This window comes from Mesorhizobium sp. ZC-5, from assembly GCF_025753855.1.
In the GTDB taxonomy this organism is placed as follows: Bacteria; Pseudomonadota; Alphaproteobacteria; order Rhizobiales; family Rhizobiaceae; genus Neomesorhizobium.
This window is the reverse complement of the sequence record NZ_JAOWPT010000005.1, coordinates 202,056-228,170: the sequence shown is the minus strand read 5'-3', so window position 1 is coordinate 228,170 and position 26,115 is coordinate 202,056. Positions and strand designations below refer to the sequence as shown.

The 26,115-nt window shown below is 61.2% G+C and carries 28 protein-coding genes; 13 read left to right on the top strand and 15 right to left on the bottom strand.

The genetic code is table 11. The features are described from left to right. Positions 1-293: 293 nt before the first annotated feature. Together OHD58_RS16145 and OHD58_RS16140 are read left to right on the top strand one after the other, a co-directional pair. The gene (locus OHD58_RS16145; protein ID WP_263804443.1) at positions 294-1,232 is read left to right on the top strand and encodes a carbohydrate kinase family protein; all 939 of its coding nucleotides are present in this window, start codon (positions 294-296) and stop codon (positions 1,230-1,232) included. A 25-nt stretch (positions 1,233-1,257) separates the two neighbouring features. Continuing rightward, on the top strand, positions 1,258-2,184 hold the full coding sequence (locus tag OHD58_RS16140) for a pseudouridine-5'-phosphate glycosidase (RefSeq protein WP_263804442.1): 927 nt from the start codon (positions 1,258-1,260) through the stop codon (positions 2,182-2,184). Between the two features lie 6 nt (positions 2,185-2,190). On the opposite strand, the gene OHD58_RS16135 is transcribed toward OHD58_RS16140, so the two are convergent. From OHD58_RS16135 to OHD58_RS16105, 7 genes are all read right to left on the bottom strand, one after another. Next, positions 2,191-2,847 (bottom strand): OmpA family protein, encoded by a 657-nt coding sequence (locus OHD58_RS16135; protein ID WP_263804441.1) that lies wholly within the window; start codon positions 2,845-2,847, stop codon positions 2,191-2,193. Between the two features lie 199 nt (positions 2,848-3,046). Then, complete coding sequence (locus tag OHD58_RS16130) at positions 3,047-4,105, bottom strand: sn-glycerol-3-phosphate import ATP-binding protein UgpC (protein ID WP_263804440.1); 1,059 nt, start codon at positions 4,103-4,105, stop codon at positions 3,047-3,049. A gap of 12 nt (positions 4,106-4,117) precedes the next feature. Continuing rightward, a complete protein-coding gene (ugpE, locus tag OHD58_RS16125; protein WP_263804439.1) occupies positions 4,118-4,966 on the bottom strand; it encodes a sn-glycerol-3-phosphate ABC transporter permease UgpE in 849 nt (282 codons plus the stop codon). 8 nt (positions 4,967-4,974) lie between these two features. Next, positions 4,975-5,859, bottom strand: a complete 885-nt coding sequence (ugpA, locus tag OHD58_RS16120) for a sn-glycerol-3-phosphate ABC transporter permease UgpA (RefSeq protein WP_263804438.1) — start codon at positions 5,857-5,859, stop codon at positions 4,975-4,977. A 72-nt stretch (positions 5,860-5,931) separates the two neighbouring features. After that, entirely contained in the window at positions 5,932-7,257 is a 1,326-nt protein-coding gene (ugpB, locus tag OHD58_RS16115; protein WP_263804437.1) for a sn-glycerol-3-phosphate ABC transporter substrate-binding protein UgpB, read from the bottom strand. A gap of 208 nt (positions 7,258-7,465) precedes the next feature. Continuing rightward, positions 7,466-7,726 (bottom strand): hypothetical protein, encoded by a 261-nt coding sequence (locus OHD58_RS16110; protein ID WP_263804436.1) that lies wholly within the window; start codon positions 7,724-7,726, stop codon positions 7,466-7,468. A gap of 85 nt (positions 7,727-7,811) precedes the next feature. Beyond that, positions 7,812-8,288, bottom strand: coding sequence for a hypothetical protein (locus OHD58_RS16105; RefSeq protein WP_263804435.1), 477 nt, complete (start codon positions 8,286-8,288; stop codon positions 7,812-7,814). Between the two features lie 91 nt (positions 8,289-8,379). Between OHD58_RS16105 and OHD58_RS16100 the strand changes: the two genes are divergently transcribed. After that, entirely contained in the window at positions 8,380-8,877 is a 498-nt protein-coding gene (locus OHD58_RS16100) for a DUF2165 domain-containing protein (RefSeq protein ID WP_263804434.1), read from the top strand. A gap of 7 nt (positions 8,878-8,884) precedes the next feature. Here OHD58_RS16100 and OHD58_RS16095 read toward each other — a convergent pair whose 3' ends face one another. The 5 genes from OHD58_RS16095 to OHD58_RS16075 all read right to left on the bottom strand — a co-directional run bounded on the left by OHD58_RS16095 (position 8,885) and on the right by OHD58_RS16075 (position 12,235). Continuing rightward, positions 8,885-9,133 (bottom strand): ParB N-terminal domain-containing protein, encoded by a 249-nt coding sequence (locus OHD58_RS16095; protein WP_263804433.1) that lies wholly within the window; start codon positions 9,131-9,133, stop codon positions 8,885-8,887. Positions 9,134-9,254: 121 nt separating this feature from the next. Next, the gene (locus OHD58_RS16090) at positions 9,255-9,497 is read right to left on the bottom strand and encodes a hypothetical protein (RefSeq protein ID WP_263804432.1); all 243 of its coding nucleotides are present in this window, start codon (positions 9,495-9,497) and stop codon (positions 9,255-9,257) included. Positions 9,498-9,602: 105 nt separating this feature from the next. Continuing rightward, the gene (locus tag OHD58_RS16085; protein WP_263804431.1) at positions 9,603-11,174 is read right to left on the bottom strand and encodes a GMC family oxidoreductase; all 1,572 of its coding nucleotides are present in this window, start codon (positions 11,172-11,174) and stop codon (positions 9,603-9,605) included. A gap of 40 nt (positions 11,175-11,214) precedes the next feature. Beyond that, the gene (locus OHD58_RS16080) at positions 11,215-11,754 is read right to left on the bottom strand and encodes a gluconate 2-dehydrogenase subunit 3 family protein (protein WP_263804430.1); all 540 of its coding nucleotides are present in this window, start codon (positions 11,752-11,754) and stop codon (positions 11,215-11,217) included. Between the two features lie 85 nt (positions 11,755-11,839). Further along, positions 11,840-12,235, bottom strand: coding sequence for a VOC family protein (locus tag OHD58_RS16075; RefSeq protein ID WP_263804429.1), 396 nt, complete (start codon positions 12,233-12,235; stop codon positions 11,840-11,842). 205 nt (positions 12,236-12,440) lie between these two features. On the opposite strand from OHD58_RS16075, the gene OHD58_RS16070 reads away from it, so the two are divergent. Continuing rightward, complete coding sequence (locus OHD58_RS16070) at positions 12,441-12,746, top strand: ribbon-helix-helix domain-containing protein (protein WP_263804428.1); 306 nt, start codon at positions 12,441-12,443, stop codon at positions 12,744-12,746. A 6-nt stretch (positions 12,747-12,752) separates the two neighbouring features. Here OHD58_RS16070 and OHD58_RS16065 read toward each other — a convergent pair whose 3' ends face one another. Continuing rightward, entirely contained in the window at positions 12,753-13,652 is a 900-nt protein-coding gene (locus OHD58_RS16065) for a LysR substrate-binding domain-containing protein (RefSeq protein ID WP_263804427.1), read from the bottom strand. Between the two features lie 120 nt (positions 13,653-13,772). On the opposite strand from OHD58_RS16065, the gene OHD58_RS16060 reads away from it, so the two are divergent. From OHD58_RS16060 to OHD58_RS16050, 3 genes are all read left to right on the top strand, one after another. Beyond that, positions 13,773-14,162 carry a tautomerase family protein gene (locus OHD58_RS16060; protein ID WP_263804426.1) on the top strand — a complete coding sequence of 130 codons (390 nt, stop codon included), beginning with the start codon at positions 13,773-13,775 and terminating at the stop codon, positions 14,160-14,162. Between the two features lie 114 nt (positions 14,163-14,276). After that, the gene (locus OHD58_RS16055) at positions 14,277-15,521 is read left to right on the top strand and encodes a PQQ-dependent sugar dehydrogenase (RefSeq protein ID WP_412177223.1); all 1,245 of its coding nucleotides are present in this window, start codon (positions 14,277-14,279) and stop codon (positions 15,519-15,521) included. 74 nt (positions 15,522-15,595) lie between these two features. Further along, entirely contained in the window at positions 15,596-15,922 is a 327-nt protein-coding gene (locus OHD58_RS16050) for a c-type cytochrome (RefSeq protein ID WP_263804425.1), read from the top strand. Between the two features lie 10 nt (positions 15,923-15,932). Here OHD58_RS16050 and cckA read toward each other — a convergent pair whose 3' ends face one another. Next, positions 15,933-18,515, bottom strand: coding sequence for a cell cycle histidine kinase CckA (gene cckA / locus OHD58_RS16045; RefSeq protein ID WP_263804424.1), 2,583 nt, complete (start codon positions 18,513-18,515; stop codon positions 15,933-15,935). Between the two features lie 221 nt (positions 18,516-18,736). On the opposite strand from cckA, the gene OHD58_RS16040 reads away from it, so the two are divergent. Beyond that, positions 18,737-19,519 (top strand): flagellar biosynthetic protein FliO, encoded by a 783-nt coding sequence (locus OHD58_RS16040; protein WP_263804423.1) that lies wholly within the window; start codon positions 18,737-18,739, stop codon positions 19,517-19,519. A gap of 86 nt (positions 19,520-19,605) precedes the next feature. Here the strand turns inward: OHD58_RS16040 and dksA are convergent, their stop codons facing one another. Then, a complete protein-coding gene (gene dksA / locus OHD58_RS16035) occupies positions 19,606-20,022 on the bottom strand; it encodes an RNA polymerase-binding protein DksA (protein WP_263804422.1) in 417 nt (138 codons plus the stop codon). A gap of 265 nt (positions 20,023-20,287) precedes the next feature. On the opposite strand from dksA, the gene OHD58_RS16030 reads away from it, so the two are divergent. From OHD58_RS16030 to OHD58_RS16010, 5 genes are all read left to right on the top strand, one after another. Then, the gene (locus OHD58_RS16030; RefSeq protein WP_263804421.1) at positions 20,288-20,800 is read left to right on the top strand and encodes a SixA phosphatase family protein; all 513 of its coding nucleotides are present in this window, start codon (positions 20,288-20,290) and stop codon (positions 20,798-20,800) included. 123 nt (positions 20,801-20,923) lie between these two features. Then, positions 20,924-22,339 (top strand): YcjX family protein, encoded by a 1,416-nt coding sequence (locus OHD58_RS16025; protein WP_412177232.1) that lies wholly within the window; start codon positions 20,924-20,926, stop codon positions 22,337-22,339. Beyond that, entirely contained in the window at positions 22,336-23,418 is a 1,083-nt protein-coding gene (locus tag OHD58_RS16020; protein WP_263804419.1) for a YcjF family protein, read from the top strand. Before OHD58_RS16025 ends, OHD58_RS16020 begins: the two co-directional genes overlap by 4 nt. 123 nt (positions 23,419-23,541) lie before the next feature. Next, positions 23,542-24,087: a hypothetical protein gene (locus OHD58_RS16015; RefSeq protein ID WP_263804418.1), complete on the top strand. Its 546-nt coding sequence runs from the start codon at positions 23,542-23,544 to the stop codon at positions 24,085-24,087. Positions 24,088-24,230: 143 nt separating this feature from the next. Then, positions 24,231-26,078, top strand: coding sequence for a monovalent cation:proton antiporter-2 (CPA2) family protein (locus OHD58_RS16010; RefSeq protein WP_263804417.1), 1,848 nt, complete (start codon positions 24,231-24,233; stop codon positions 26,076-26,078). The last annotated feature ends 37 nt before the right edge of the window (positions 26,079-26,115 follow it).

The following is a 26,115-nucleotide window of genomic DNA, read 5'->3' as shown; positions in this document are numbered from 1 at the left end:
GATACATCACCCCGTGGTCGTCAATAGTCCGGACAATCCGGTGTCTCCGGAATTTTGTACCTGTTTTGTTCTTATTTTGCAAGAGGCAACAACTAACTGTTTTCGTTGGATAATCCAATTTTGTTCTTTTTTTGTATCATGCCGATGCAGCGGGATGTATCATCCGCTTCGGGGTTCTACCCTGCTCCAAGATGTCCAGAAACACGTTCGGTGCCGAATCGGCGGCGGCGATTGCCGGGGCCTAAGCCAACACATATGGTCCGGCTGGTTCAGTGCACCGGGCTTCTTCCTTCATGGATTCCAATCACCTTCTGGCAGTTGGCGGCGCCCATATCGACCGGCGCGGGCAGGTTTCAGGCAACTATGTGCCGGGCACCTCCAACCCGGGCGTGCTGGCCGAGGAGGTCGGCGGCGTGGTGTTCAACGCGCTGCGTAATGCGGTGAAGCGCGGCATCACCGCTTCGCTGCTCTCGGTGCGAGGCGGCGACGCCGCTGGCGACAATGTCGCCCGCGCCATAGCCCATGCGGGAATCGAGGATCTCTCCGTGGTTTTCCTCGATCGCTCGACGCCGAGCTACACCGCGCTGCTCGACCGCGACGGCGAACTGATCGCGGGCCTGGCGGACATGGGTCTTTATGAGCTCGCCTTCGCCAAACAGCTTGGCCGTTCCAAGGTGCGTGAAGCGGTTGCCGCCGCCCGCGCCATCCTGTGCGATGCCAATCTGCCGGAGGCCGCACTTGCAAAACTTGGAGTTGTCGCGTCCGGAAAACTGATGTTCGCTATCGCCATCTCTCCGGCCAAGGTGACAAGAATGGCGGGCATGTTGAAACACCTCGCCTTGCTGTTCATGAACCAACGCGAGGCGGCGAGCCTTTGCGGCATCGATGGCGCCGGCATCACAGAGACGATAGACAACCTGCGCGGCAAGGGTTTGGCGAGTGGCGTCATCACCGCGGGAAGAGAAGCGGTAATCGGCTTCGATGCTGACGGAGCTTTCTCGATCCAGCCGCCGCCGGCGAGGAAGGTCGCTGACGTCACCGGAGCCGGAGACGCACTCGCCGGAGCGACCATAGCAGCGATGATAAAGGGCCATGGCCTGCGCGACGCTCTGCGTGAAGGGCTGGCAGCCGCGATGCTGACCGTGGAAAGTCCCATGGCGGTGGCGGATTTCTCCGCACGGGAATTCGCCGCAGCCCTTGCCCTTGTGCCGCACGCCGTAGAAATGGCATGAGCACGGCGGCCTTCCGGAGACCGAAATGACGCCCGAAACCGCCCGCCCCTTTACCGATGTGCACGCGCCGGTCGCCGAAGCGCTCGCAGCCGGCAAGCCCGTCGTCGCACTGGAAAGCACCATCATCACGCACGGCATGCCCTACCCGAACAATGCCGCGATGGCGAAAAATGTGGAAAAGATCATTCGCGACGGCGGTGCGGTACCTGCCACGATCGCGGTGATGGACGGCCGGCTGAAGATCGGTCTGTCGGATGAGGAGCGTGAGGCTTTGGCGAAAACCAGCGGCGCCATGAAACTGTCGCGCGCCGATCTCGGCTTTGCGGTGGCGGAAAAACGCACTGGTGGCACCACGGTTGCCGCGACAATGATCGCCGCGGCAATCGCCGGCATCAAGGTATTCGCCACCGGCGGCATCGGCGGAGTGCACAAAGGCGCCGAAAAAAGCTTCGACATCTCGGCCGACCTCGACGAACTGGCACGCACGCCGGTGATCGTCGTTTCGGCCGGCGCCAAGGCTATCCTCGACATCGAGAAGACGCTGGAAGTGCTGGAGACGCGCGGCGTGCCGGTGGTCGCCTACGGTTCCGACGTGATGCCCGCCTTCTGGTCGCGAACCTCACCCTACAAAGCGCCGCTGAGGCTGGATGATGCGGCGGCGATCGCCGGCTTTTTCCAGACCCGCGCCGCACTCGGGCTTGGCGGCGGCATGCTGGTCGCCAACCCGGTGCGGGAGAAAGACGAAATACCGGCCTCGGTGATGGCCGGCTATATCGCCGCGGCCCAGGAAGCCTGCGAGAAAGAACGCATCTCCGGCAAGGAGGTCACGCCGTTCCTGCTCGGCAAGCTGCTCGAAATCACCGACGGCACCAGCCTGAAGACCAACATCGCGCTGGTCGAGAACAATGCCCGGCTGGCGGCGAAGATCGCCGCCGCCCTGGCGCGCGACTGACGCCGGTCAGGTCAGCGGCGAAAGCTGAATCTCGACGCGGCGGTTCTGGGCACGGCCGGCAGTCGTCGCATTGTCGGCGATCGGCCGCGACTCGCCGAAGCCGGTGACGGCGAAGCGGCGCGGGTCGACGCCCTGTCCGCTCAGGTAGTTGGCGACCGAAACGGCGCGGCGCTGCGACAGGTCGAAATTGTGCTGCTCGCTGCCCGTCGAATCGGTATGGCCGTAAACGTCGACGACAGTCTGGTTGAACTTCTTCAGCACCAGCGCGACCGAATTCAGCGTCGGGTAGAAGCCGGCCTTCACCGCGTCTTGGTCGGTGGCGAAGGTGATGTCCGACGGCATGTTGAGAATGATCTGATTGCCGGTGCGGGTGACACTGACGCCGGTTCCCTGGAGTTGGGCGCGCAGTTCGGCCTCGTTGCGGTCCATGGTGGCACCGATGGCGCCGCCGGTAAGCGCACCGATGCCGGCGCCGATCAGCACGGCGTTGCGCTGGGCATTGCTGCTGCCGCCGACTGCGAGGCCGGCGAGCGCGCCAAGGCCCGCGCCGAGTGCCGCGCCGCCAGCGGTGTTCGATACCTTCTGCTGGCCCGTATACGGATCAGTGGTGCAGGCAGCGAGCATTGTACCGGCGACAATAGCGGCGACGATCTTTTTGGACATGTTTCCCCTCACAAGAATGACGCCGGCTGGCGGCGCAACAAAGCGTTTTGCAGGCCGGCTTTTAGCATGAATTGCGGCAAAATGCGGGTGAGAGGCATTTCGCTGCCGACGGTTTCCGAACGCCCGCAGCCTTATCCGAGGACGGGACAATTGCCAAGCCGCCGACAATCTGGCGAAGGCGGGCTGTTCCTACGGCAAGTCAGACCCGCTTGCCGGCCGTGTCGAACCAATGCAGCTTCTCAGCCTTTGCCACCACCTTGAGCGTATCGCCGGGATTGGCGGGCGAGCGGCCGGATACGCGAACGATGATCTTCTGACCGCCGGCGGCGCAATAAAGAAAGCTCTCCGCGCCGACGGGTTCCACCCCTTCGACGGTGGCCGGCAGCGAGAGGCCACCAGCCGACGCTGCCGCGCCGACAGCAACGTCCGCATCTTCCGGGCGGACCCCGAGAATTGCTGCCCCTTTCGGCGCTTGCGGCACCGCCGTCCCATCGGACAACGTTGCGCCGTTGGCGCTATCGGTGAGCGGCAACAGGTTCATAGGCGGAGCGCCGATAAAGCTGGCGACAAAGGTCGAAGCCGGCTTCTCGTAGATGTCGAGCGGATTGCCGACCTGCTCGACCAAGCCGCCATTCATCACCACCAGCACGTCGGCCAACGTCATCGCCTCGAGCTGATCGTGGGTGACGTAGACAGAGGTGACTCCCAAGGTGCGTTGCAGATTCTTGATCTCCACCCGCATCTGGCCGCGCAGCTTAGCGTCAAGATTGCTGAGCGGTTCGTCGAACAGGAAAACCTTCGGGCTGCGAACGATGGCGCGGCCCATGGCGACGCGCTGGCGCTGCCCACCGGAAAGCTCGCGCGGGCGACGCTCCAGCAATGCGCCGAGCTCCAGTATCTTCGCCGTTTCGCGGACGCGCTTGTCGATCTCGTCCTTGCCCATGCCGCGGTTGCGCAGGCCGTACGCCATGTTGTCGTAGACCTTCATGTGCGGATAGAGCGCGTAGTTCTGGAAGACCATTGCAATGTCGCGCTCGGCTGGACCGATGGTGTTGACCACCTTGCCATCGATCGAAACGGTGCCATCGGTAATCGTTTCCAGCCCCGCGATCATGCGCAGAAGCGTGGACTTGCCGCAGCCGGACGGCCCGACCAGCACACAAAGCTGGCCGTCGGGAACGGCGATCGACACGCCCTTCACCGCCACGACATTGCCGGCGTAGGTTTTCTTCACATCTTTCAGGTCGACAGTCGCCATGTCTTCGTCAGCTCACTTCTCGGTTTCGACCAGGCCCTTGATGAACAGGCGCTGCATGAAAAGGATCACCAGCACCGGCGGCAGGGCGGCCAGAATCACCGCCGCCATGACGAGGTTCCATTTCGGATCGGCGTCGGCGACAACGGCCATGCGCTTAATGCCCATGACGATGGTGTAATATTGGGTGTCGGTGGTGATCAGCAGCGGCCACAGATACTGGTTCCAGCCATAGATGAAGAGGATGACGAACAGCGCCGCGATATTGGTGCGGCTAAGCGGCAGCAGGATGTCGCGAAAGAATTTGAGCGGCCCGGCGCCATCGACCCGTGCCGCCTCGACCAGTTCGTCCGGAACGGTGAGGAAGAATTGCCGGAACAGGAAGGTCGCGGTCGCCGAGGCGATCAGCGGGATCGACAGGCCGGCATAGGAATTCAGCATGCCTAGGTTCGCCACGACCTCGAAGGTCGGGAAGATACGCACCTCGACGGGCAGCATCAGCGTGACGAAGATCGCCCAGAAGGCAAGCATCCGGAACGGGAAACGGAAATAGACGATCGCATAGGCCGACAGGATCGAGATGGCGATCTTGCCGATCGCGATCGACAGCGCCATGACCAGCGAATTGAACATCATTGGCGCGATCGGCGGCGCGCCATACGACGTCATGCCACTCTCCAGCATGATCGAATAGTTCTCGAGCGTGTGAGGCCCCGGCATCAGAGGCATCACGCCGGAAAGGAAATCCGCTTCGCCGCGTGTCGAGGCTATGAAGGCGACATAGACCGGAAACGCCACGATCAACACGCCGAGAATCAGCGTCAGGTGCGTCAGGAAAGTGAGGAAAGGCCTGTTCTCTACCATGGTAGACCTCAATATTGAACGCGCCGTTCGATCCAGCGGAACTGGATGACGGTGAGAACAACGACGATCGCCATAAGCACGACCGACTGGGCTGCGGAGGAGCCGAGGTTGAGGCCCAGTTGGCCGTCGGCATATACTTTGTAGACCAAGATCGTCGTCGAGCCCGACGGCCCGCCTTCGGTTGTCGCATGGATGATGGCGAACGTATCGAACATCGCATAGACGATATTGACGACCAGGAGAAAGAAAGTCGTCGGCGACAAAAGCGGGAAGACGATCGTGCGGAACCGCTTGAACGGCCCTGCCCCGTCAATTGCCGCGGCCTCGATCAGAGAGTGGGGGATCGACTGCAGACCGGCGAGGAAGAACAGAAAGTTGTAGGATATCTGTTTCCAGGCCGCCGCCAGCACCACGAGGATGAGCGCGTCCGTGCTGTCGACGCGGTGATTCCAGTTGATGCCAAACCCGGCCAGCATATAGGGCAGAATGCCGATCGAGGGGTTGAACATGAACCACCACAATATGCCCGCGACCGCAGGCGCGACTGCGTAAGGCCAGACGAGCAAGGTCGTGTAGGCCTTGCCGGAACGGATCAGGCTGTTGACGCTCACCGCCATAAGCAGCGACACGCTCATCGAAAGCAGCGTGACAGCCAGTGCAAAAACGGCGGTGATCCAAACCGAATTCAGATAGGCCGGGTCCTCGAAAAGCTGAATGTAGTTCTCGAACCAGACGAAGGTGGACTTGAAGCCGAAAGCGTCCTCACGAAGGAACGATGTCCACAGCGCCTGACCAGCCGGCCACAAGAAAAAGACGATCGTGATCAGAAGCTGCGGAGCAAGCAACAGATACGGTAAGAACTTGTTCGGAAAGATGGTTCGTTTGGCCTGCATGCCGGACGCGCGCCCCCAACGGAATAGGTCCGAGCCCGCGCCGTGCGGCGCGGGCTCTTTGACAATTTTCGGCTAGTTGGCGCTTTCGAACTCGCGCAGGATCTTGTTGCCGCCGGCTACCGCGGCATCAAGCGCTTCCTTGGCGGTCTTGTTGCCTGCCAGCATCGCTTCGAACTCCTTGTCGAGTACGTCACGTGCCTGGGTAAGATTGCCGAAGCGAAGGCCTTTCGAGTTGGCGGTTGGTTCGGTGCGGGTCATCTGCTTGATGGCAACGTCCGAGCCGGGCGTCTTCTCGTAGTAGCCTTGGCTCTTGCCGAGATCATAGGCGGCATTGGTGATCGGCAGATAACCGGTGAACTGATGCCAATCGGCCTGCACTTCCGGCTTGGAGAGGTAGGCGAAGAACTTCGCCACACCCTTGTACTCTTCATCAGGACGGCCATTCAGCGTCCACAGCGTGGCGCCGCCGATGATCGAGTTCTGCGGGTTCTGGATGATGTCGTCGTAATAAGGCAGCGGAGCGAAACCGACTTCAAAACCCTTGGCATTGTTCACGACGGCGGCGCGTGCAGCAGACGAATTCATGTAGATGGCGCATTCCTGGCTGTAGAAGAGCGGTGGCGCGTCATTGCCGCCCACCGGGCCGCCATACTTGTAGAGGCCGGCGTCGTACCACTTCTTCAGATTGCCCCAGTGACGCTCATGCAGTTCGTCATTAAAGGTGAATTCCGCATCTAGACCCTCGAAGCCGTTGCCCTTGGTGCCATACGGCTTGTCATGGATGGCGGCGAGGTTTTCCGTGTGGATCCAGGACACCCAGGCAGTGCTCAGACCGCAGGGGGCGGCGCCTGATTCCTTGATCTTTGTGATCGCGGTCTCGAATTCTGTCCATGTCTTCGGCGGCGTCTCGGGATCGAGGCCCGCCTTTTTGAAGACGTCCTTGTTGTAATACATGATCGGCGTCGACGAATTGAACGGGAAGGACAGGATGTTTCCGTCGGGATCCGAATAGTAGCCGACGATGGTCGGCAGGAAACTCTTCGGCTCGAAGGCTTCGCCCTGGTCGGCCATCAGCTTGTAGACCGGATAAACGGCGCCCTTGGCCGCCATCATGGTGCCGGTGCCGACTTCGAATACCTGCACGATCGCCGGCTGCTGGTTGGCTCGGAACGCGGCGATCGTCGCGGTCAGCGTTTCCGGGTAGGTTCCCTTGAACACTGGCACGATCTTGTAGTCGGCTTGCGATTCATTGAACTTGGTGGCGATCTCCTCGAGCTTCGTTCCGAGTTCGCCGCCCATCGCGTGCCACCATGCGATTTCGGTAACGGCGAATGCGGAAGTGGTCGAAAGAAGTGCGAATCCGGCCGCAAAACCGGCCGCAATTACCTGATGTTTCATAGTTTTCTCCCGTTTTTCGTTGGCGAAATAGTGAGTTCCGCAGACGGGAGTATCGGCGGTATGTGACAATCCGACAACGGTTTTGTTTCAAATCAACAAAAAAATCGCAATTGATCGTAACCGAGCGAACCCGATGCGAAGATTTCGCGCAAGCGCCGGAACGGTTGAACGCCGTTCTTTTTGCCGGCTAATGCCTGCTGCGGCGCTCCTACAAGGCCTTCAGCACTTCGCTGATCTCACGATACGCCGCGACAGCGGATGGATAGGAAACCTGCGGCATCTGGCGCTCGGGCCGCGCGATCAGCCAGGCAATGGCCGTGTCGGCATTACGGATGCTTTCTGCCCATTCGACGATGCGCGCACGCTCCGCGCTGGCTTCAGCGGCGTGCTGGTTAAAATCCGCAACGCCCCGCTCGCCGCTCTTTCCGACAGGCAACGGAGCCAAGGGGGCAGTACGCGAAAAATACATCACATGGTCCCAGAAAATATCATCCGGGCCGCGATCTTGGCCGACAAAGATCGGAAATCGGTTCCGATCGGAACCGCAATTTTATTCAAAAGGAAATCGAACGAAATGCCGCGTCGGACTTCAGCACTTCGTTGAATTCATCGAGATCGACATAAAAGACCTTGGTCATCTCGACGATGATTTCTTCGGTGCGGTAACCACGCGTCCTGAGAATGTTCACGGCGGTGAGTATGTCGACGCGATCCGTCAACCGGCGCTTGGACGTGTCTTCGACAAAATGCAGCATTGGCTTCCCCCATTCGACCAACCCGCTGAACTCGATACGAACACCCTTGCCTGTAGTCATCGAAGCTTGCGCGAGGCCGAAACCACCGCCGTCCGATGTCAAAACCTTTTTGGAACGCCTGAACCGGCGACTCACCCTGCCCGGATGGACGATAGCATGCACTTTCGCCGATGCACGAGAAGCAAGCGATTCAGTTTGACCACTTCTCGGCTGGGCATTGGATAAATCCCGACAAGTGAGATTTTCCACTGGGAACGTCACAAACGCCGCAGCCAATCGTCATCTCTTCATCTAAGCCAACAATGGAAGGCAGACCCGAGGCACAAACCAGTTGCGCGATGCCCGGCCTCGCAAAGGAGATTCCAACGTGACCGTCACAGACACCCTGCTTCTGTTCAAACTGGTGCTTGCGGGAGGGCTGGCGCTGTGGCTCACCGTGGGTTTCTTCAACAACATCATGGGGTTCGGAGCCGGCGTTGCGGCGATCGGCCGCCTCATGGGCATGCAGATGTTCGACCAGCCGCCGACGATCCAGTCGCCGCTTCTGTCGCGTCGTGTCAACGCGCCAGCGCTGCATCTGGCGGTCTACAGCTTCATCACTCTCATCGAGGGTGTGGCAGCGGTGCTGTTCTGGTATGCGGTTTTTGGGCTGAGCGCCGCGCTGTTCGCCGGAGCCGACATCAACGAGGCTGTTTCGCGCGCCAATCTGGCGCTGTCCGTCCTCGCCTTCATGTCGTTCGTCATGCTGCTTGGCGGCGGCTGGTTCGCCTACCACATTCGCCAGGAGGGCCTGCAACTGACGCATTTCACGCTGATCGGTCTTTCCATCCTGGGCATCATCGTGATGAATCTGCCGATCGCCTGACAAAACCTCAGTGTCGACGCGCCTGCACCAGGTAGCCGGAGATGGTGGTCTCGCCCAGCCATTTGCAAGCTTCCAGCCGGTGCAAGCCTTCAACGAGAATATGCCTTTTGCCGTCGTGGCGGACCATGATGGGCTGCTTCAGGCCATTCTCGAGAATATCCTCGGCGAGCAGGCGCACCGTCTCGGGATGCAGCGTCTTGCGACGTGCCGTCGGGATATAGATGTCGTCGATCTTGAATTGTTCGACCCGCAGCATTCTTCCATCCATCCGAATGTGACACTCGCAATGAATAGAGCTTCCGGCCTGAAGTCCATGGTGGATCGGGCTGCCAAAGCGGCAACAGGGTTGATGGGTGACGATACGCAGTGGCGGCCCGTCAGCCGATACGACGCGCATCTTGCCTGGCCATCCGGCAATCTTCCAGGAAATCCAACGCCGCATTGGGATTTTCGGAAAACAGCCGATACTCGCTGTCGGTGATCGAAAAATATGCCTCGAACTCAACGGCGTGCATATTTCCGCTGACCGGCGTCGAGAGGAAGTGTTCGCCGGTGTCGCGATCGATCCCCAGCGAGAAACGTTCGGCACGGAAGACATGCGTGTCAGCGAAGCGCGGCATGGGCTCAACCTAACCTTGCCCTGTCGCTCAGGGCAAACCGGCGCGAACGGGCATGGCGTTCGCGCCGGTTTCCGCCGGGTGGGAGGTGCTTGCGCGGCGAGCCTTCTAAATCGTGCCCGCCGCCATTTCCCCGGCAATGTGCTCGGCCTGGCGGATCGCCAGCGTAACAATGGTCAGTGTCGGGTTTTCGGCTGCTCCAGTAGTGAACTGGCTGCCGTCGGACACAAACAGGTTCTTGATGTCATGCGTCTGGCCAAACTTGTTGACGACGCCGTCGGAAGCCTTCTCGCTCATCCGGTTGGTGCCTAGGTTATGTGTCGACGGATAAGGCGGCGTGGGGAACGAGCGCGTTGCGCCGACGGCGTCGTAGAGTGCCATGCCCTGCTTGTAGGCATGATTGCGCATGGCGACATCGTTCGGATGGTCGGTGAACGAGACATCGGGGATTGGCATCCCGTGCTTGTCCTTCAACTCGGCATGCAGCTTTACGGCATTCTGCTCCTGCGGCATGTCCTCGCCGACGATCCACATGCCGGCCATGGAATCGTAATGGTCGAGCACCGTGGTAAAGCCGCGTCCCCAGCCGCCTGGATTGAGGAAGGCTGCCATGAACGGAATTCCGAGCGCCAGCGTCTCCAGTTCATAACCGCCCACGAAGCCCCGCGATGGATCGTGTTTTGCCTCGTCGCGGATGATGCCGGCCATGGTGGTGCCGCGATAGAAATGCACCGGCTTGTCGAAGATCGCATAAACCGAGCCGGTGGTGTGGCGCATATAATTCTTGCCGACCTGGCCGGACGAATTGGCCAGCCCGTCCGGGAACATGGTCGAGGCCGAATTCAGCAGCAGCCGCGGGCTCTCGATCGAATTGCAGGCAACGCAGACAAGGCGCGCTTTCTGGCTTTGCAGCTTGCCGTCCTTGTCGGCGTAGACGACGCCGGTGATTTTCCCCGACGCGTCATGCTCGATTTTGACGGCATGGCTGTTCGGCCGCACCTCCAGCTTGCCCGTCGCCTCGCCTTTCGGGATCTCGGTATAGAGCGTCGACCATTTGGCGCCCCATTTGCAGCCCTGGAAGCAGAAGCCCGTCTGCTGGCAGCCCATGCGGCCGTCGCGCTCGGCCGAATTGATGGCCATGTTGCCGGTGTGGCATTCCTTGTAGCCGAGTTTGTCGGCGCCCGCCTTGAACACCTTGAAATTGTTGCTTGGCGGCAAGCCTTCGATGCCATTGGTGCGGGTCACCCCCATCTTGTCTTCGGCCTTGGCGTAGAACGGCTCGAGATCAGCCAGGGTGATCGGCCAGTCGAGCAGGTTGGCGCCTTCCACCTTGCCGTAATGGGTCAGGTCCTTGAATTCATGCTCCTGGAAGCGCAGCGATGCGCCTGCCCAGTGTGTGGTGGTGCCGCCTACCGCCTTGACGATCCAGGCCGGCAAATTGGGAAAGTCCTTGGAAACGCGCCAGCCGCCGCTTGTGGTGCGATTGTCGAGCCAGGCGAGCTGTGAGAACGAGTCCCACTCGTCATTGATGAAGTCCTCATATTCGATGCGCGGCCCGGCTTCGAGAATGACGACGTCGATGCCCTTTTGCGCGAGTTCGTTGCCGAGCGTGCCGCCGCCGGCACCCGAGCCGATGATAACGACCACCTTGTCGTCGTTGAGATCATATTGTGCAGCCATGGTTTCCTCCCCAAAGGCCGTGAATTTCTAGAGAAAGCTGTCAGAGCCACTCGATGTCGTCGAAGCCGCGGGTGATATAGCCGCCCTTCGAGTAGGACTCGCCCTCGTAGCCGAACAGCGGCCAGACATCCTTCTGGTTGTAGAGTCCGACGACGAGGCCGCCGCGCACCGCCTGGAAGAACGGCGTATCCTCGATCGCGGTGAGCAGTTTCACCCGCTCCTCTTCCCAGCCGAGGCCGGCATAGCCGCCGGCGCCGGCCTTCGTGTCGAGGTCGGCGATGCCCTTCTCGATCAGTTCCTTGTGCGCCGGATCCTTCGCCGCCGTTTCATCGTGGCTCTTCACCGCGATAGCGTAGAAGCGGTCGGGGATCTGGTCGTGAGGGTAGACGTCGCGCGCCATCTGGATCAGCGTCGCCATCGTCTCCGGCTTCAGCGCGGTGGTTTCCAGCCCCCATGCCTGTTGCGGGCTGATGACGGCACTTCCGCTGATGACGAGCAGTGCGCCTGCACCGAGCGTACTGCCGCGGCGCAGAAGCTCGCGGCGCGACAACCCCGGCTTGCTTTCGTAAAGTGTGACCATGTTTTCCTCCCTTGCTTGCTGTGGCGCCCGAAGACGCGATTGGCTGGCTGAGCCGCGCCCCTCTCCGGCGCGGCCTTTCACGGTCTCATCGGTAACGGCCGTGCCGTTGCAGAACCTCGATCTGGTAACCGTCGGGATCGGCGACAAAGAAGAACCGCGCCAGCAGCGCGCCATCCTTGTTGAATTCCACGATTTTCCTGGGATTGAAGCCGACCGTCTCGAAGCGCTTGTGCTCGGCGTCGAGATCGTCGACGGCGAAGGCGATATGGCCGTAGCCGTCGCCCAACGCATAAGGTTCCGCCCTGCCCTTGTTGATAGTCAGCTCGACCTCGAAATCGGCCTCGGCATTGCGCATGTAGACCAGCGTGAAGGTGTCGAAATCCAGCCGCTCGGCGATATCGAGGCCGAAAGCAGTTTTGTAGAAACCGACCGAACGGGCCTCGTCGAGAACCCGGAGCATCGAGTGGATCGCTTTCGCCAAATGCACCTCCGGCTGCCGTTAACGGGAGCGATTATGATCCGTTGGCCAACGAACGGGTGGCAGCCGGTTACCACGCCCGGAAATTGCCGCCCGGCAAGGACGAAAGTCCGATTGCCGCTGCGGCCAAATCGGCGGAAACTGCCCGGAAATGGACGGCGGACGGCCTCTTGTCTGCCCAAGAGCAACAAGAACGGGAGGTTTCATCATGTGCAGGGTATTTGCCGGGCAGGACCCGGAAGGCTATCGGCAGGTTAACCGCTCCATCCGCATTGGCGGACATTCGACCAGCATCCAGCTTGAGGCTACCTTCTGGTCGCTGCTCGACGAAATCGCGCAGGGCCAAGGGCTTTCGACACCGAAGTTCATCTCGAAGCTTTACGACGAAGCGCTTGAGATCAATGGCGAAATCCCAAACTTCGCTTCGATGCTGCGGACCACTTGCGCACTCTATCTGCGCGGCCACCGGCCATCGGAGGCCGAGGTCACCGAGTTGAGAAGCAGGGCCGCCTGAGCGCCGTCAGGCTGCCAGCGGCAAGGCAGCCGTGGCGCTTCTGACCTCATCGAGCACGATCCCCGCAAGGAGATCGGCCGGCGACCCGTGGTCGACGCCGGCCCGGCGCAGCGACAGCGCCAACGACGGAAGTTTTGGCAATCCACCCTCGCCCACAGCCATCGCATGAACTGTGGCGGGGAGACCGATGCCGGTGCGGATCGTGTAGCCGAGGCCGGCGGAGACCGCGGCCCACAGTCCGCCGAGGCTCGGGCTGGTGACCACGACGCGCCACGGGATGCCGGCACGGTCGAGAGCGTTTGTCGCCGCCGAACGCACGATGCATGGCGCTTCGAATACCACCAGCGGCAGCGGTTCGCGGCCCGCCCGCCAGATTTCGCGCTTGGCGGTCGGCCCGATCCATCGCAATTGCACCTCAGAGACGGTTTCGCCGCGCGTCGCGATGCTGCCGTCGTTCCAGACAAGTGCCAGATCGAGACGATTTTCCGCAGCTTGAGCGAGCAGGTCGGCGTTGCGCGCCACCCGTGCCTCGATGCGCACCTTCGGATGAGCGCGGGAGAAGCGGCCAAGAACGTCCGGCAGCACCGCCTCGCCGAAATCCTCCGGCATGCCGAGCCGCACCCACCCTTCCAGATCGGTGCCGCGCATCGCGCCCGCCGCCTCGTCGTTGAGGTCGATCAACCGGCGTGCATAGGCGAGCATCGTTTCGCCGGCTTCGGTGAGCGCCAGACCGCGCCCAGCCTTGCGGAAGACAGCGGTTCCCGCCTGCTCTTCCAGCTTGCGCAACTGCGCGCTTACCGCCGAGGTTGAACGGCCGAGCCTCTCAGCCGCCTGCGCGAAGCTGCCGAGTTCGACACCCGTGACGAAACTGCGCAGCACATCGAGTTCGAAATTGATGCGGCTCATCACAACCATCCTGATTTTTGGGATTAATATTACAAAACTTCCGAATTTTCAGGATAATCGTGCATCGCTATGGTCCATGGTGTCAAGCCCGTTCGGGCAACCAACAAAGGGACCACTCCAATGCCATTCGCACGTGTAACGCTTCTCAAGGGCAAGTCGGATGAATACATCGCCGCCGTTTCCGACGGCATCCATCAGGCGCTGGTTGACGAATACGAGGTGCCGCTGACCGACAAGTTCCAAGCCTTCCACGAGTTGGAGCCGGGCCGGCTGATCTTCGATCGCCACTATTTCGGCGGGCCGCGTTCCTACGACTTCATCGTCATCGCCATAACCGCCGGCCGGCCGCGCGAGACCGCAACCAGGCAGGCCTTCTACAAGCGCCTGGTTGAACTGCTTGGCCAAAAGCCCGGCGTCCGCAAGGAAGACGTGATGGTGGTCATCAGCACCTCGGAACGCGACGAATGGTCGTTCTCCAATGGCGAAGCGCAGATGGTGGCGGCCGCCTGAGGCTGTATGAGCTTCTCATACTAACGGCGAAGATGCCGAATGCCTTTGCCAACTTCCCGATAGACCCAACGTGGTGGTAGGTTTTTCCTCCCGGGGGGCATCCGGGAGGAAAGCATGTCTAAAAAGACCGTTCTCTTGGCGGCGCTCATGGCCAGCGCCGCGACAGTCGTTCATGCGCAGACCAATCTGGAAAAACTGTCCGGTTTCAAGAAAACAGGAACCACCGATTTCACCATCATCGAACAAGGCGGTTCCAAGGCCGAGGCGATCAAGGCAACGCTGGCGAAGATCAAGTTGCCGGAAGGCTTCAAGATCGACTTCTACGCCATCGTGCCCGACGCCCGGCATATGGCGGTCGGCCCGCAAGGCATCGTCACCTTCGTCGGCACCCGCAAGACCAAGATCTGGGCGGTTACCGATCGCGACAAGGACAGGATCGCGGATGAAGTGAAGGATTTCGCTCCGTCAATCGACTTCATGGTGCCTAACGGTCCCTGCTTCTCGCCAGAGGGCGTACTTTATCTCGCCGAGCAGAACCGGGTCCTTTCTTTCCCTGCCGCCGAGTTTTTCTATGAAGGGCCGGATGTCGCTGCGTTCAACGTCGTGAAACAGGGCGAACTCATCCCAGTCGACGAGGAAAGCTACAATCATACCGCGCGTGTCTGCCGCGTCGGTCCGGACGGCAAGCTCTACATTTCGCTCGGCCAGCCGTTCAACGTGCCGGCACCGGAAAAACTCGACCTGTACAAGCAGCACGGCATTTCAGGCATCATCCGCGTCGGCCAGGACGGCACCGGCCGCGAGGTATTTACGACCGGCGTCCGCAATTCGGTCGGCCACGACTTCAACCCGAAGAACGGCGACCTTTGGTTCACCGACAACCAGGTCGACGGGCTCGGCGACGACCAGCCGCCGGGCGAATTGAACCGGCAGACCGCCGCCGGACAGAATTTCGGCTTTCCCTGGTACGGCGGCGGCACGGTGCGCACCACCGAATACAAGGACCAGGAGCCGCCGGCCGACACCGTGCCACCTGCAGTCGAGATGGCGCCGCATGCCGCCGATCTCGGCATGACCTTCTATTCCGGCACGCAGTTCCCCGAAAAATACCGGGGCGGCATCTTTTCGGCACAGCACGGCTCGTGGAACCGCACTACGCCGATCGGTGCCCGCGTCATGTTCACCGCGGTCAACGAGGATGGCAGTGCGGGCGAAAGCGAAGTGTTCGCCGAAGGGTGGCTCGACGGCAATGGCGAATATCTCGGGCGGCCGGTGGATATCGCGCAGCTGCGTGACGGATCCATTCTCGTCTCCGACGACCTGGTCGGCGCCGTTTATCGCATCTCGTACGGTGACTAACCGAAGCAAACGAGCCCATCGGTTGCTCCGGCCCGTATATCGGCCGGAGCAAACTTTTCACCGGACCGAAGTTCATGAAAAAACTCCGCCTATGCCTTGTCGCGGTGGCTTCCATGTTGGCGGCACCATCCCATGCCGCCGACGCCAAAGCCGGCCGCGCTCTCGCCGCGCAGAAGTGCCAGGTTTGCCACGGCATCGACGGCATCGCCAAAATGCCGGTGGCGCCGCATCTCGCCGGCGAAAGCGACATCTACCTGCAGACGCAGTTGAAGTCCTTCCGATCCGGCAAACGGGAAAACGAGATGATGACGGTGGTGGCCAAGGACCTGTCCGACCAGGACATCGCCAACCTGGCGGCCTGGTATGCGTCGATCGAAATCAGTGTGAAGGTGCCGGAATAGCCTGGTTGGGCTACTCAGCTTCCAGAACATCCTTCACCACGGTCGCCAGCTGCTTCAGCGAGAAAGGCTTGGGCAGGAAGCCGAATTTGGCATCTTCCGGCAGGTTCTTGGCGAAAGCATCCTCGGCATAGCCGGACACGAACACGAACTTGATGTCCGGCTGCAGCTTGCGCAGTTCACCGAGCAAGGTCGGCCCGTCCATTTCGGGCATGACGACATCGGAAACGACGATGTCGACCTTGCCGTTCAGCTCGTTGAAAATTTCCAGCGCCTCGACGCCCGACGATGCCTCGTGCACCGTATAACCGCGCGAGGTGAGCGCCCGCATGCCGCCCATTCTGACTGCGTCCTCATCCTCGACCAGCAGCACGGTGGCGGAGCCTGACAAATCCTTGGCGGCATCGGGAATTTTCGGAGTGGCGGCGACCGCCTCGCCTTTCGGATCCGCGCTCTGAGCTTTCGTTTCGGCGACATGGCGGGGAAGGAAAATGTGAAAGACCGTGCCAGAGCCGACATCGGAGGTGCAGAAAATGAAGCCGCCGGTTTGTTTGATGATGCCATAGACCATCGACAGGCCGAGCCCGGTTCCCTTGCCGACCTCCTTGGTGGTGAAGAACGGCTCGAAAATTTTCTTCAGCGTGTCCGGCGCTATGCCCGTGCCGCTGTCCTCGACCTCGACCAATGCATAGTCGGCCGGCACGAGTTCTCGGAAAGCAAAAGATTTGCTCTCCTCCGCGGTAAGGTTCTTGGTGCGGATGACCAGTTCGCCGCCATCCGGCATGGCGTCGCGGGCGTTCACGACAAGGTTGACGATCACCTGCTCGAACTGGCCGATGTCCGCCTTGACCGGCCAGAGGTCTCGGCCGTGATCGACGCGCAGCTTGATTCCATTGCCGACCAGGCGAGACAGCAACATCCTGAGGTCGGCCAGCACGTCGGTCAGGTTGAGCACTTCCGGCCGCAAGGTCTGCTTGCGCGAGAAGGCGAGAAGCTGGCGGACAAGCGAGGCGGCGCGATTGGCGTTCTGCTTGATGTTCATGATGTCGGGGAAAGACGGATCCGACGGCCGATGGTTGGTGAGCAGAAGGTCCGACGCCATGATGATAGCGGTGAGCACGTTGTTGAAATCGTGCGCGATGCCGCCGGCAAGTTGGCCAACCGCCTGCATCTTCTGACTCTGCGCCATCTGGCCTTCGAGCGCCTTCTGCTCGGTCGTCTCGACGGCATAGACAATCGCCGCCTCCTCGGCGCCTTCGACGCCGGCGCCGTCGGCGATGGCGTTGACGTAGAAGCGCATGTGGCGCTCCTCATTGTCGGGCAACACGGTATCGATCGGTGCGATTTCCGCCTGGTGCTGTTTGGCCTTGTCGAGTGCAGCCGCGAAAGACATGCGGTCGCGATCGTGGATGACGGTATCAAGCCTTACGCGGCGATCGACGGCGTCGCGATCGACCACGGTCGAGAAAAGCGACAGGAACGGCGCGTTGGTGCGCACGATGCGGCCGTCCTGATCGACGCCGGCGATCGCCATCGGCGTTGAATTGAAAAACCGCGTGAAACGTACCTCTGCCGCCCGCAGTTCGGCGGACGCATCCTCGCCCTGGGTGCGGTTCAATACGATGGTGCGGCTCGGGCCGGGTAGACCTTCGCGGCTCGCCGTCACCCGGTGCATGAAGCGGACAGGCAGTGCCTCGCCCTTCACCGTGGCGAGATCGAGATCGATGACGGCGTTGCGGGTGGTGCCCGGATCGGCCTTGACCGAACGGATCAGCGCCATGCCGTCGCCGGCGACGATCTCGCGCAGGCTGGTCGAGCCAGGCGTGAAACTTGCAAGGTCGAGGCCCAGCCATTCGGCAAGCGTCGCGTTGATGTAGGTGACCCGGCCCTCCTGATCGGCCGCGAAAAACCCGGCCGGTGCGTGGTCGAGATGATCGATCGCCTTCTGCAGATCGAGGAAGAAGCGCTCCTGCTCGGCCCGTTCCGCCGAAATGTCGGCAAGCTGCCAGGCCAGCAGTGGCTGCCGCTGGCTTGGTATGCTGAAGGTCCGGGCGCGAACCCGGTACCAATGCGCGCCGGACTCGGAACCAGGCCGGATTGCCTGCTGAAGGCGGAACTCGCCGTCGCCGGCCTGACCATCGCGCAGGCCTGACGCAACGCGATAGATGACGGGCGAAGCCTCAGCTATGTCCGACAGCAATCCTTCAACCGTCTTTACATCCGCTGCGGACGTGGCTCCGGTCATCGTCGCATAGGCACGGTTGGCGTAAATTATGCGGCCTTTCGTGTCAGTCACGATCAGGCCCTGCGACATGGAGTCGACAAAGGACTTCGACAGTTCGTCGGCGGTCGAGCGCGGCGCGATCTGCACGAAACCTATGGCCGTGGTGAAAAGATAGCCGACACCGATCATCGCCAGGATGCCAAGCATTCCCAGCAGGAACGGATCGCCAAGGCGCTCGCGGAATATTCCAAAAACGATCGCCGAACCGGTCAGGACCACGATGAAAATGATCAGGCGCGTGATAACGCCTGGGCGCATGTTCTGGTCGACGATCGGTGTCGGATAGAAATCGTTGCGGGTTTCCCTCGCCATCTGCCTGCCTGTGATTCCCGGCGCTCCGGTGCCCCCTACCGGGGTCCGGTTGAATCACATTCTATCGGCCCGGAAAAGGCCTCGACGGAAAAAGCCCGGGAAAACCTGCGCTTCATTCTGCATGCGTTAACATCGGCGACGCAAAGGCGGCAATGGTAACTTGCAGTCGCCCGCCGCAACGGCATAGAGTGCCGCCGCTGCACGTACATCTGGAGGGCTCGATGCGGGAGTGGCTCGAAGGGCTGGCTGGCCCGGAATACGCTATGGCGCTGCTTTGGACCCTGCTTGCACTTTTTCTGCTTGTGGTGGTTCTGGTGGTGGTCAAGTTGGTGCGCAACTTGACATTTGGAACCTTCGTGGCAGGTGGGCGCAATCGCAAGACGCGGCTTGCGGTGATGGATGCAACCGCCGTCGACAGCCACCGACGTCTGGTGCTGGTGCGGCGCGACGATGTCGAACATCTGCTGCTGATCGGTGGTCCGACCGACGTCGTGGTCGAACAGGATATCCGGCTTCAGTTCCAGCAGCGCAGGCCCGCGCAGCACACCGAGCACGACCTGCCGCCGCGTCAGCCAGAGCGCTCACGCCCCACCGAGGTTCCACAGACTGCACCGCAGCGGAACGAAGCGCCGCCGCGCCACCCACAGGCTCAACCGGTTCCTCCGCAACAGCGCGCGCCTGAGCGGCATGCCCCGCAACTCGTAAGCCCGCATCCCGGGCGTCCGCCAAACAATTCCGTTCCGGAAACCCGCCCCCCTGCTCCAGCGCGCGCTCCTGCCGCTGTCAATACAGGTGGTCAGACTCACTATCTCGGCTCGCGGGCAACGCCGGTCGCGGCGAAGCCGCAACCGGTCGAGGTCGACGACGATATCGACGACGCGTTAATGGAGGAACTGGAAGTGAGCCTCGACAACGGTTCCGCCAGGAAACCGGCAAAACCGGAGCTTTCGCTCGAGGACGAGATGACCAAGCTTCTCGGCGAATTGTCCAGCCACAAACGCTAATTCAGACCCAGGCTCCAGAAATCTCTTGAAATGGAAAAGGCGGCACATGTGCCGCCTTTTCCATTTCTTCCGGTTCGATGCGCCGGTCAGTCGTCGCGATAGACCTTTTCGCGGCGTTCGTGACGTTCCTGCGCTTCGATCGACAGCGTTGCGATCGGCCGGGCGTCAAGACGCTTCAGCGCAATCGGCTCGCCCGTTTCTTCGCAATAGCCGTAGGTGCCCTCGTCAATCCTGTTAAGCGCGGCGTCGATCTTGGCGATCAGCTTGCGCTGGCGATCGCGTGCCCGAAGTTCGATCGCGCGGTCCGTTTCAGACGAAGCGCGATCGGCAAGATCGGGCAGATTGGCGTTTTCCTGCTGCAGGATTTCGAGGGTTTCACGCGCTTCGCGCAGAATGTCATTCTTCCATGAGACCAGTTTCGAGCGAAAGTACGATTTCTGCCGTTCGTTCATGAACGGCTCGTCTTCCGAGGGTACGTAATGGGCATCAACGACTGCGTTCATTCGACTCACCCTACCACCGCAATTGGCGCCTATATATTCGGCGACCAAAGGCCGCACAAGATCAATCCGAGCGCGAGTCACGCATTTGTTAGCTTGCGCTTAACGCAGACATGCCGCCCGAGTTTGCATGCCTACGTGAGCATGATTCGGTGCATAACCGTCGTATATCCGAGCGATACCTTGGCCTAAGGGCCGTGTTGCACGAAGTGTCTCGCGCTACTAAACCGTCTTCGGGTGATACGGATCGCCTGCCGCAACGGTGACCATGACAAGGCTTTTTCTCTTGAGGCATGCAAAAGCCGGCTGGGCGGAGCCCGGAATGCGGGATTTTGACCGGCCCCTCGATGCCACCGGCAAGGCCGACGCCGAAGCGACAGGTGCAGCCATGCGCGCTTGCGGCTATGTGCCCGAATTGGTGCTCTGTTCTTCGGCCAAACGTGCGCGGGAAACCCTGGAAGGGTTGCTCCGGCATTCGGCCATCGATCACCGGCGTGTTTCCTATATGGACCTGCTCTATTCCGAGGACGCCTACGGCTATCTCACGATCATCCATGAATACGGGCGTCAGGCGGCGTCGATGATGATCATCGGACACAATCCGATGATGGAAGATCTCGCCATGGCGATTTCGGGCGATGGCGAGGACCAGGCGCGCGGCGCCATGATCGGCGGTTTTCCGACCTCGGGCCTGGCGGTGATCCGCTTCAGCGACGGCATCGGCGAAGCGGCTCCCGGCAAAGGTTATCTCGAAGCCTTTTTTACGCCCGCCGATCTCTGAGAAAATTACATCCATTTCCATACCTGCCCGCAGTGCCTATATCGGGAGCCACGATTGGCCGGAACCGAGCATTTGGCGTCTCTGACCACCTATACCGACGAGGCGCGCATCGCGCTGGATACAATGGCTGGACGCGCAACGGGACTTTGGTCGCCGTCGCTGCGGCTCGGCGTGACCGGCCTCTCCCGTGCCGGCAAAACGGTGTTTATCTCCTCCTTCGTGCACAACCTGATCCACGGAGGGCGGCTGCCGCTGTTCGAAGCGCAGAAGTCGGGACGTATTTCGCGCGCGTTCCTCGAACAGCAGCCGGACGACGCGGTGCCGCGATTCCAGTACGAGGATCATATCGACTCGCTGGTGACGAGCCGCATCTGGCCGGAATCGACACGCGCGATTTCCGAGCTGAGGCTAACCATCGAGTATGAATCGGCATCCGGCTGGAGCCGGCTGTTTTCGAGTGGAAAGCTCTCCATCGATATCGTCGATTATCCTGGAGAATGGCTGCTTGATTTGCCACTTCTGGGAAAAAACTACCGCGAATTTTCAAAAGAAGCCTTCGAAATGGCGGAATTTCCGGTCCGTGCCGACCTTTCAGCGGATTGGCGCGCACTGTCCGCAACCATCGACCCGACCGCGGCGGCCGACGAGATGGTGGCTCGAAATCTGGCAGAGAGTTTTTCGAAATACCTGAAAGCCTGCAAGGAAGACGGACGAGCACTGTCTACGCTGCCGCCCGGACGGTTCCTAATGCCCGGCGATCTCGAAGGTTCGCCGGCGCTGACCTTCGCTCCGCTGCCGGATCTGGCAGACGGCCGCGCCCGCTCCGGCTCGCTGCAGGCGATGATGGAGCGCCGCTACGAGGCCTACAAGACGCATGTCGTAAAACCGTTCTTCCGCGAGCACATCACGCGTCTCGACCGGCAGATCGTGCTGATCGACGCCATGCAGGCGCTGAATGCCGGCCCGGGAGCGATGGCTGACCTCGAGCGCGCGGTGATGGAGATCCTAGCCTGTTTCCGGCCGGGGCGTGGCGGTTTCCTGACCGATCTTTTCTCGCGGCGGATCGATCGCATCCTCGTCGCCGCCACAAAGGCCGATCACCTGCATCACGAAAGCCATGACCGGTTGCAGGCGATCGTGCGCCGGCTTGCCGATCGGGCGATCAAAAAGGCCAATTTTTCCGGCGCCGAAGTGGACGTGCTCGCCATGGCCGCGGTCCGCGCCACACGCGAAGGAACAGTGAAGCAGGGCCGTGAAACCTTGCCGGTAATCATCGGCACGCCACTCAAGGGCGAGACGATTGGTGACGAAAAATTCGACGGCAAAACCGAAACAGCCATATTTCCCGGTGACTTACCGGCAAAAATTGATGACGTATTCGAGCAAGGCAAGAACACGGCATCCGACGATCCGGCCGTGCGTTTCGTGCGCTTCCGACCGCCCAAGCTGGAAAAGACCGCAGAGGGAGTGACGCTGTCTTTGCCCCACATTCGGCTCGACCGGGCGCTGCAATTCCTCATCGGGGACCATCTGGCATGACGGGAAATCGCAAACCCACCGCGTTTCGTCTTGAGCCGGAGCCCGAGCGCAAGCAGCAGTCTCCCGCCTCACGATCTTCGGAAGCGGAGACACCGCGTAGGCCGCGCGCGCTGAAGACCGTGGTAACGCCCGACGCCGTCGATGTGTTCGACGAACCGGATATGGTGACGAGCGAACCGCCTCCGGCCACGGCACCGAAACGACGCTCGCGTCTCGGCGCGGTCTTCATCGGCGCTTTCGGCATTCTCGTCTCGCTGGCGGTCGGGCTCTGGACCGACAGCCTGATCCGCGAGCTTTTTTCCCGCGCGGACTGGCTTGGTTGGGTTGCCACGGCCGCGGCGGCGATCGCCATGCTGGCACTCGTCGTCATTCTCATGCGTGAGGTGCTTGCACTGTCGCGACTGGCATCCATCGAAAAACTGCGCAACCGTGCCGCCGACGCGCTTCTGCGCGACGACCCGAAGGCGGCGCGGGGCGTGGTCGACGAATTGTCGTCTTTGCTTGCCGGCAGACCGGAGACGGCCGCCGGGCGCCGCATGCTCGGCGATCTACGCGACGACATCATCGACGGCGCCAATCTCGTGCGCCTCGCCGAGACCGAGATGCTGTCACCGCTCGACGCCAAGGCGAAATTGATGATCCTCGATGCAGCAAAGCGCGTCTCCCTGGTTACCGCGGTCAGCCCCCGTGCGCTGGTCGATGTCGCCTATGTCGTGTTCGAGGCCGGACGGCTGATCCGCCGACTGGCGGAACTCTATGGCGGCCGGCCTGGAACGCTCGGCTTTTTCCGCCTCGCGCGCAGCGTGCTGGCGCATCTCGCCGTCACCGGGTCGATTGCGGTAAGCGACAGTTTCGTCCAGCAGATCGTCGGTCACGGGCTTGCCGCGCGGCTTTCGGCAAAGCTCGGCGAAGGTGTCGTCAACGGCATGATGACGGCCCGCATCGGTATGGCCGCGATGGAGACAGTACGGCCTCTGCCCTTCAGCGCGGTAAGGCGGCCCGGCATGGCCGATTTCCTCTCAGCACTGACCTCCTTTGCCACGGCGCGGCAGGCCGAAGTAACCAAGCCTGAAAAATGAACTTGCAGCGGTTCACACACCGCAGCATGGTGCGCCGTACACGGGGAATAGACGAAGCATTAACCATTGTTGTTCATGGTCAGGCCGAGTTCATTCTCCAGTCCTGTTGCCGGGTGTCCCTTGATGAAACGCGCATTTCTGTCCGCTTTCCTGCCGCTTGTGGCCATCACTGCAACCACGGGAATCGGCGAAGCCGCCGACGGCCCGGAGCGCGACAAGAAATTCTTCCAATCGGTAGAGGGCGAATGGGTAGGACCCGGCGAAATCGTCGCCGGCAAGTACAAGGGCACCAAGTTCACCTGCACTTTCACCGGCTCGACGCCCAAGGTGAAGGTCGGCATGACGCTCGACGGCGCCTGCCGCGTCGGTGTGTTCACTCAGAAGATGAGCGCCACGGTAGAGCGCAAGGGAAAAGGCTATGGCGGAAAATTCCTGGACGGCGCCGCCGGCAAGGGTCTTGACGTCGTTGCCGGCAATGTTGATGGCCGCAAGGTCGTGCTGTCGCTGAACCGCAAACAGTTGAAAGGCGCGATGCTGGCCCGCCTACCCGACGAGAACACCATGAACGTGACGGTTTCCGTCCGCGTCGAGAAGCAGATGGTGCCGGTGATCGGCATGAGCCTCAAGCGTGTCGATGGGGCGGCCGTCGGCTCCGTCGCCCAGCAGTAAGAATTTTTAGCAAGACTTCATATAGCCGGGCTCATGCCCGGCTTTTTTGCTTATGCGGCCGGCGCCGCGTCGATTGCGTTCCTCGACTGCTCTCCGCATAGTTAGGCTCAAGTCGAACAAATGAGATCGAGGGCATATTCACGATGGCGGCAGAGGCAGCTGGAAACGACCTGGTTCAGGCAGTGGTACTCCTTGCGGCCGGTGTGGTCGCGGTGCCGATCTTCAAACGCCTGGGGCTTGGGTCGATTCTCGGCTATCTCGCTGCGGGACTTGTCATTGGTCCGTTCGGATTGGGGTTTTTCAGCGATTCCCAGGCGATCCTCCACGTCGCCGAACTTGGCGTGGTGATGTTCCTGTTCATCATCGGGCTGGAGATGCAGCCTCTGCGTTTGTGGGGGCTCAGACGTGAAATCTTCGGGCTGGGCGTGCTCCAGGTCGGCCTCTGCGCAGTACTTCTTACCTGTGTGGGCCTGGCCACCGGATTTCCCATCGCCGTCTCTTTCGTCGCGGGGGCCGGCTTCGTGCTGACCTCGACGGCGATCGTCATGCAATTGCTGGAGGAAAGCGGCGAAACCGCCGCGCCGAAAGGCCAGCGCATGGTGTCGATCCTGTTGCTGGAGGATCTGGCCATCGTTCCACTGCTGGCGCTTGTCGCTTTTCTGGCGCCGCTCGATCCGAACGCCGCGGAAACGGCGATGCGCTCGCGCTGGGTCGATGTCAGCATCGGTGTCGCGTCGATCCTTGGCCTGGTGATCGCCGGACGTTACCTGCTCAATCCATTCTTCCGTATCCTGGCCAATTCGCGTGCCCGCGAGGTGATGACGGCAGCGGCATTGCTGGTGGTGCTGGGTTCCGCGCTCGCCATGCAGTTGGGTGGCCTCTCAATGGCGATGGGCGCGTTCCTCGCAGGCGTGCTCTTGTCGGAATCATCATTCCGGCACCAGCTCGAAGCCGACATCGAGCCGTTCCGCGGCATCCTGCTCGGCCTATTCTTCCTGGCGGTCGGCATGGCGCTGGACCTCTCGGTTGTCGCCGCCAACTGGCATACCGTCGCCCTCTACGTTGCCGCTTACATGATCGTGAAGGGCGCCGGCATCTATGCCGTTGCGCGTATTCTCAAGTCGGATCACCGGGAAGCGCTCGAACGGGCCGTGGTGATGGCGCAAGGTGGCGAATTCGCATTCGTGCTCTACGCGGCGGCGACGGCAGTTGGCATCATCGACGGCGAAGCAAATGCAATCCTCACCGCCATCATCATCATCTCCATGGTGCTGACGCCGCTGGCGATTATCGTGTTGCGCTACTTCACGCCGAAAGACGAGCCGTCACTGGATGGCATCGAGGTAGCCGATGGGCTGACCGGCAGCGTGCTTGTTATCGGCTTCGGGCGTTTCGGCCAGATCGCCAGCCAACCGTTGCTGCTGCGCGGAATCGATGTCTCGATCATCGACAACGACGTGGAGATGATCCAGGCGGCCGCCACGTTCGGCTTCAAGGTTTATTATGGCGATGGCACCCGGCTGGACATTCTGCATGCCGCCGGCGCCGGCCGCGCCAACGCCGTGCTGATCTGCGTCGACAAGGGCGATGTCGCGGTGCAGATAGCGACGCTGTTGCGCCACGAATATCCCCTGCTTCAGGTGCTGGCGCGTTCTTATGACCGAGGTGTATCGCTGCAGCTCATCAACGCAGGCGTCGATTTCCAGGTGCGCGAAACATTCGAATCCGCGCTCATGTTCGGCGAGAATACATTGAAAGCGCTTGGCGTCGACGAAGCCGAAGCGGCGGAAGTCATCGAGGATGTCCGACGCCGCGACCAGGCGAGGTTCGACGAACAACTGGCCGGCATCGACCCCGTTGTGGCTGCCGGCAAGCTGCTGAAAGGCAACATGCCGGTGCCGACCCCGCTGACCCCGCCTCGCCGCGCCGGGCGTGCGCTCAACGAGGAGACCGCGGCCGTCCTAGAGGATTCGCCGAATGCCGCGCAGTAGGCCTGGAATTCGTCCTGGCCTGACAGTAACCGGCCGA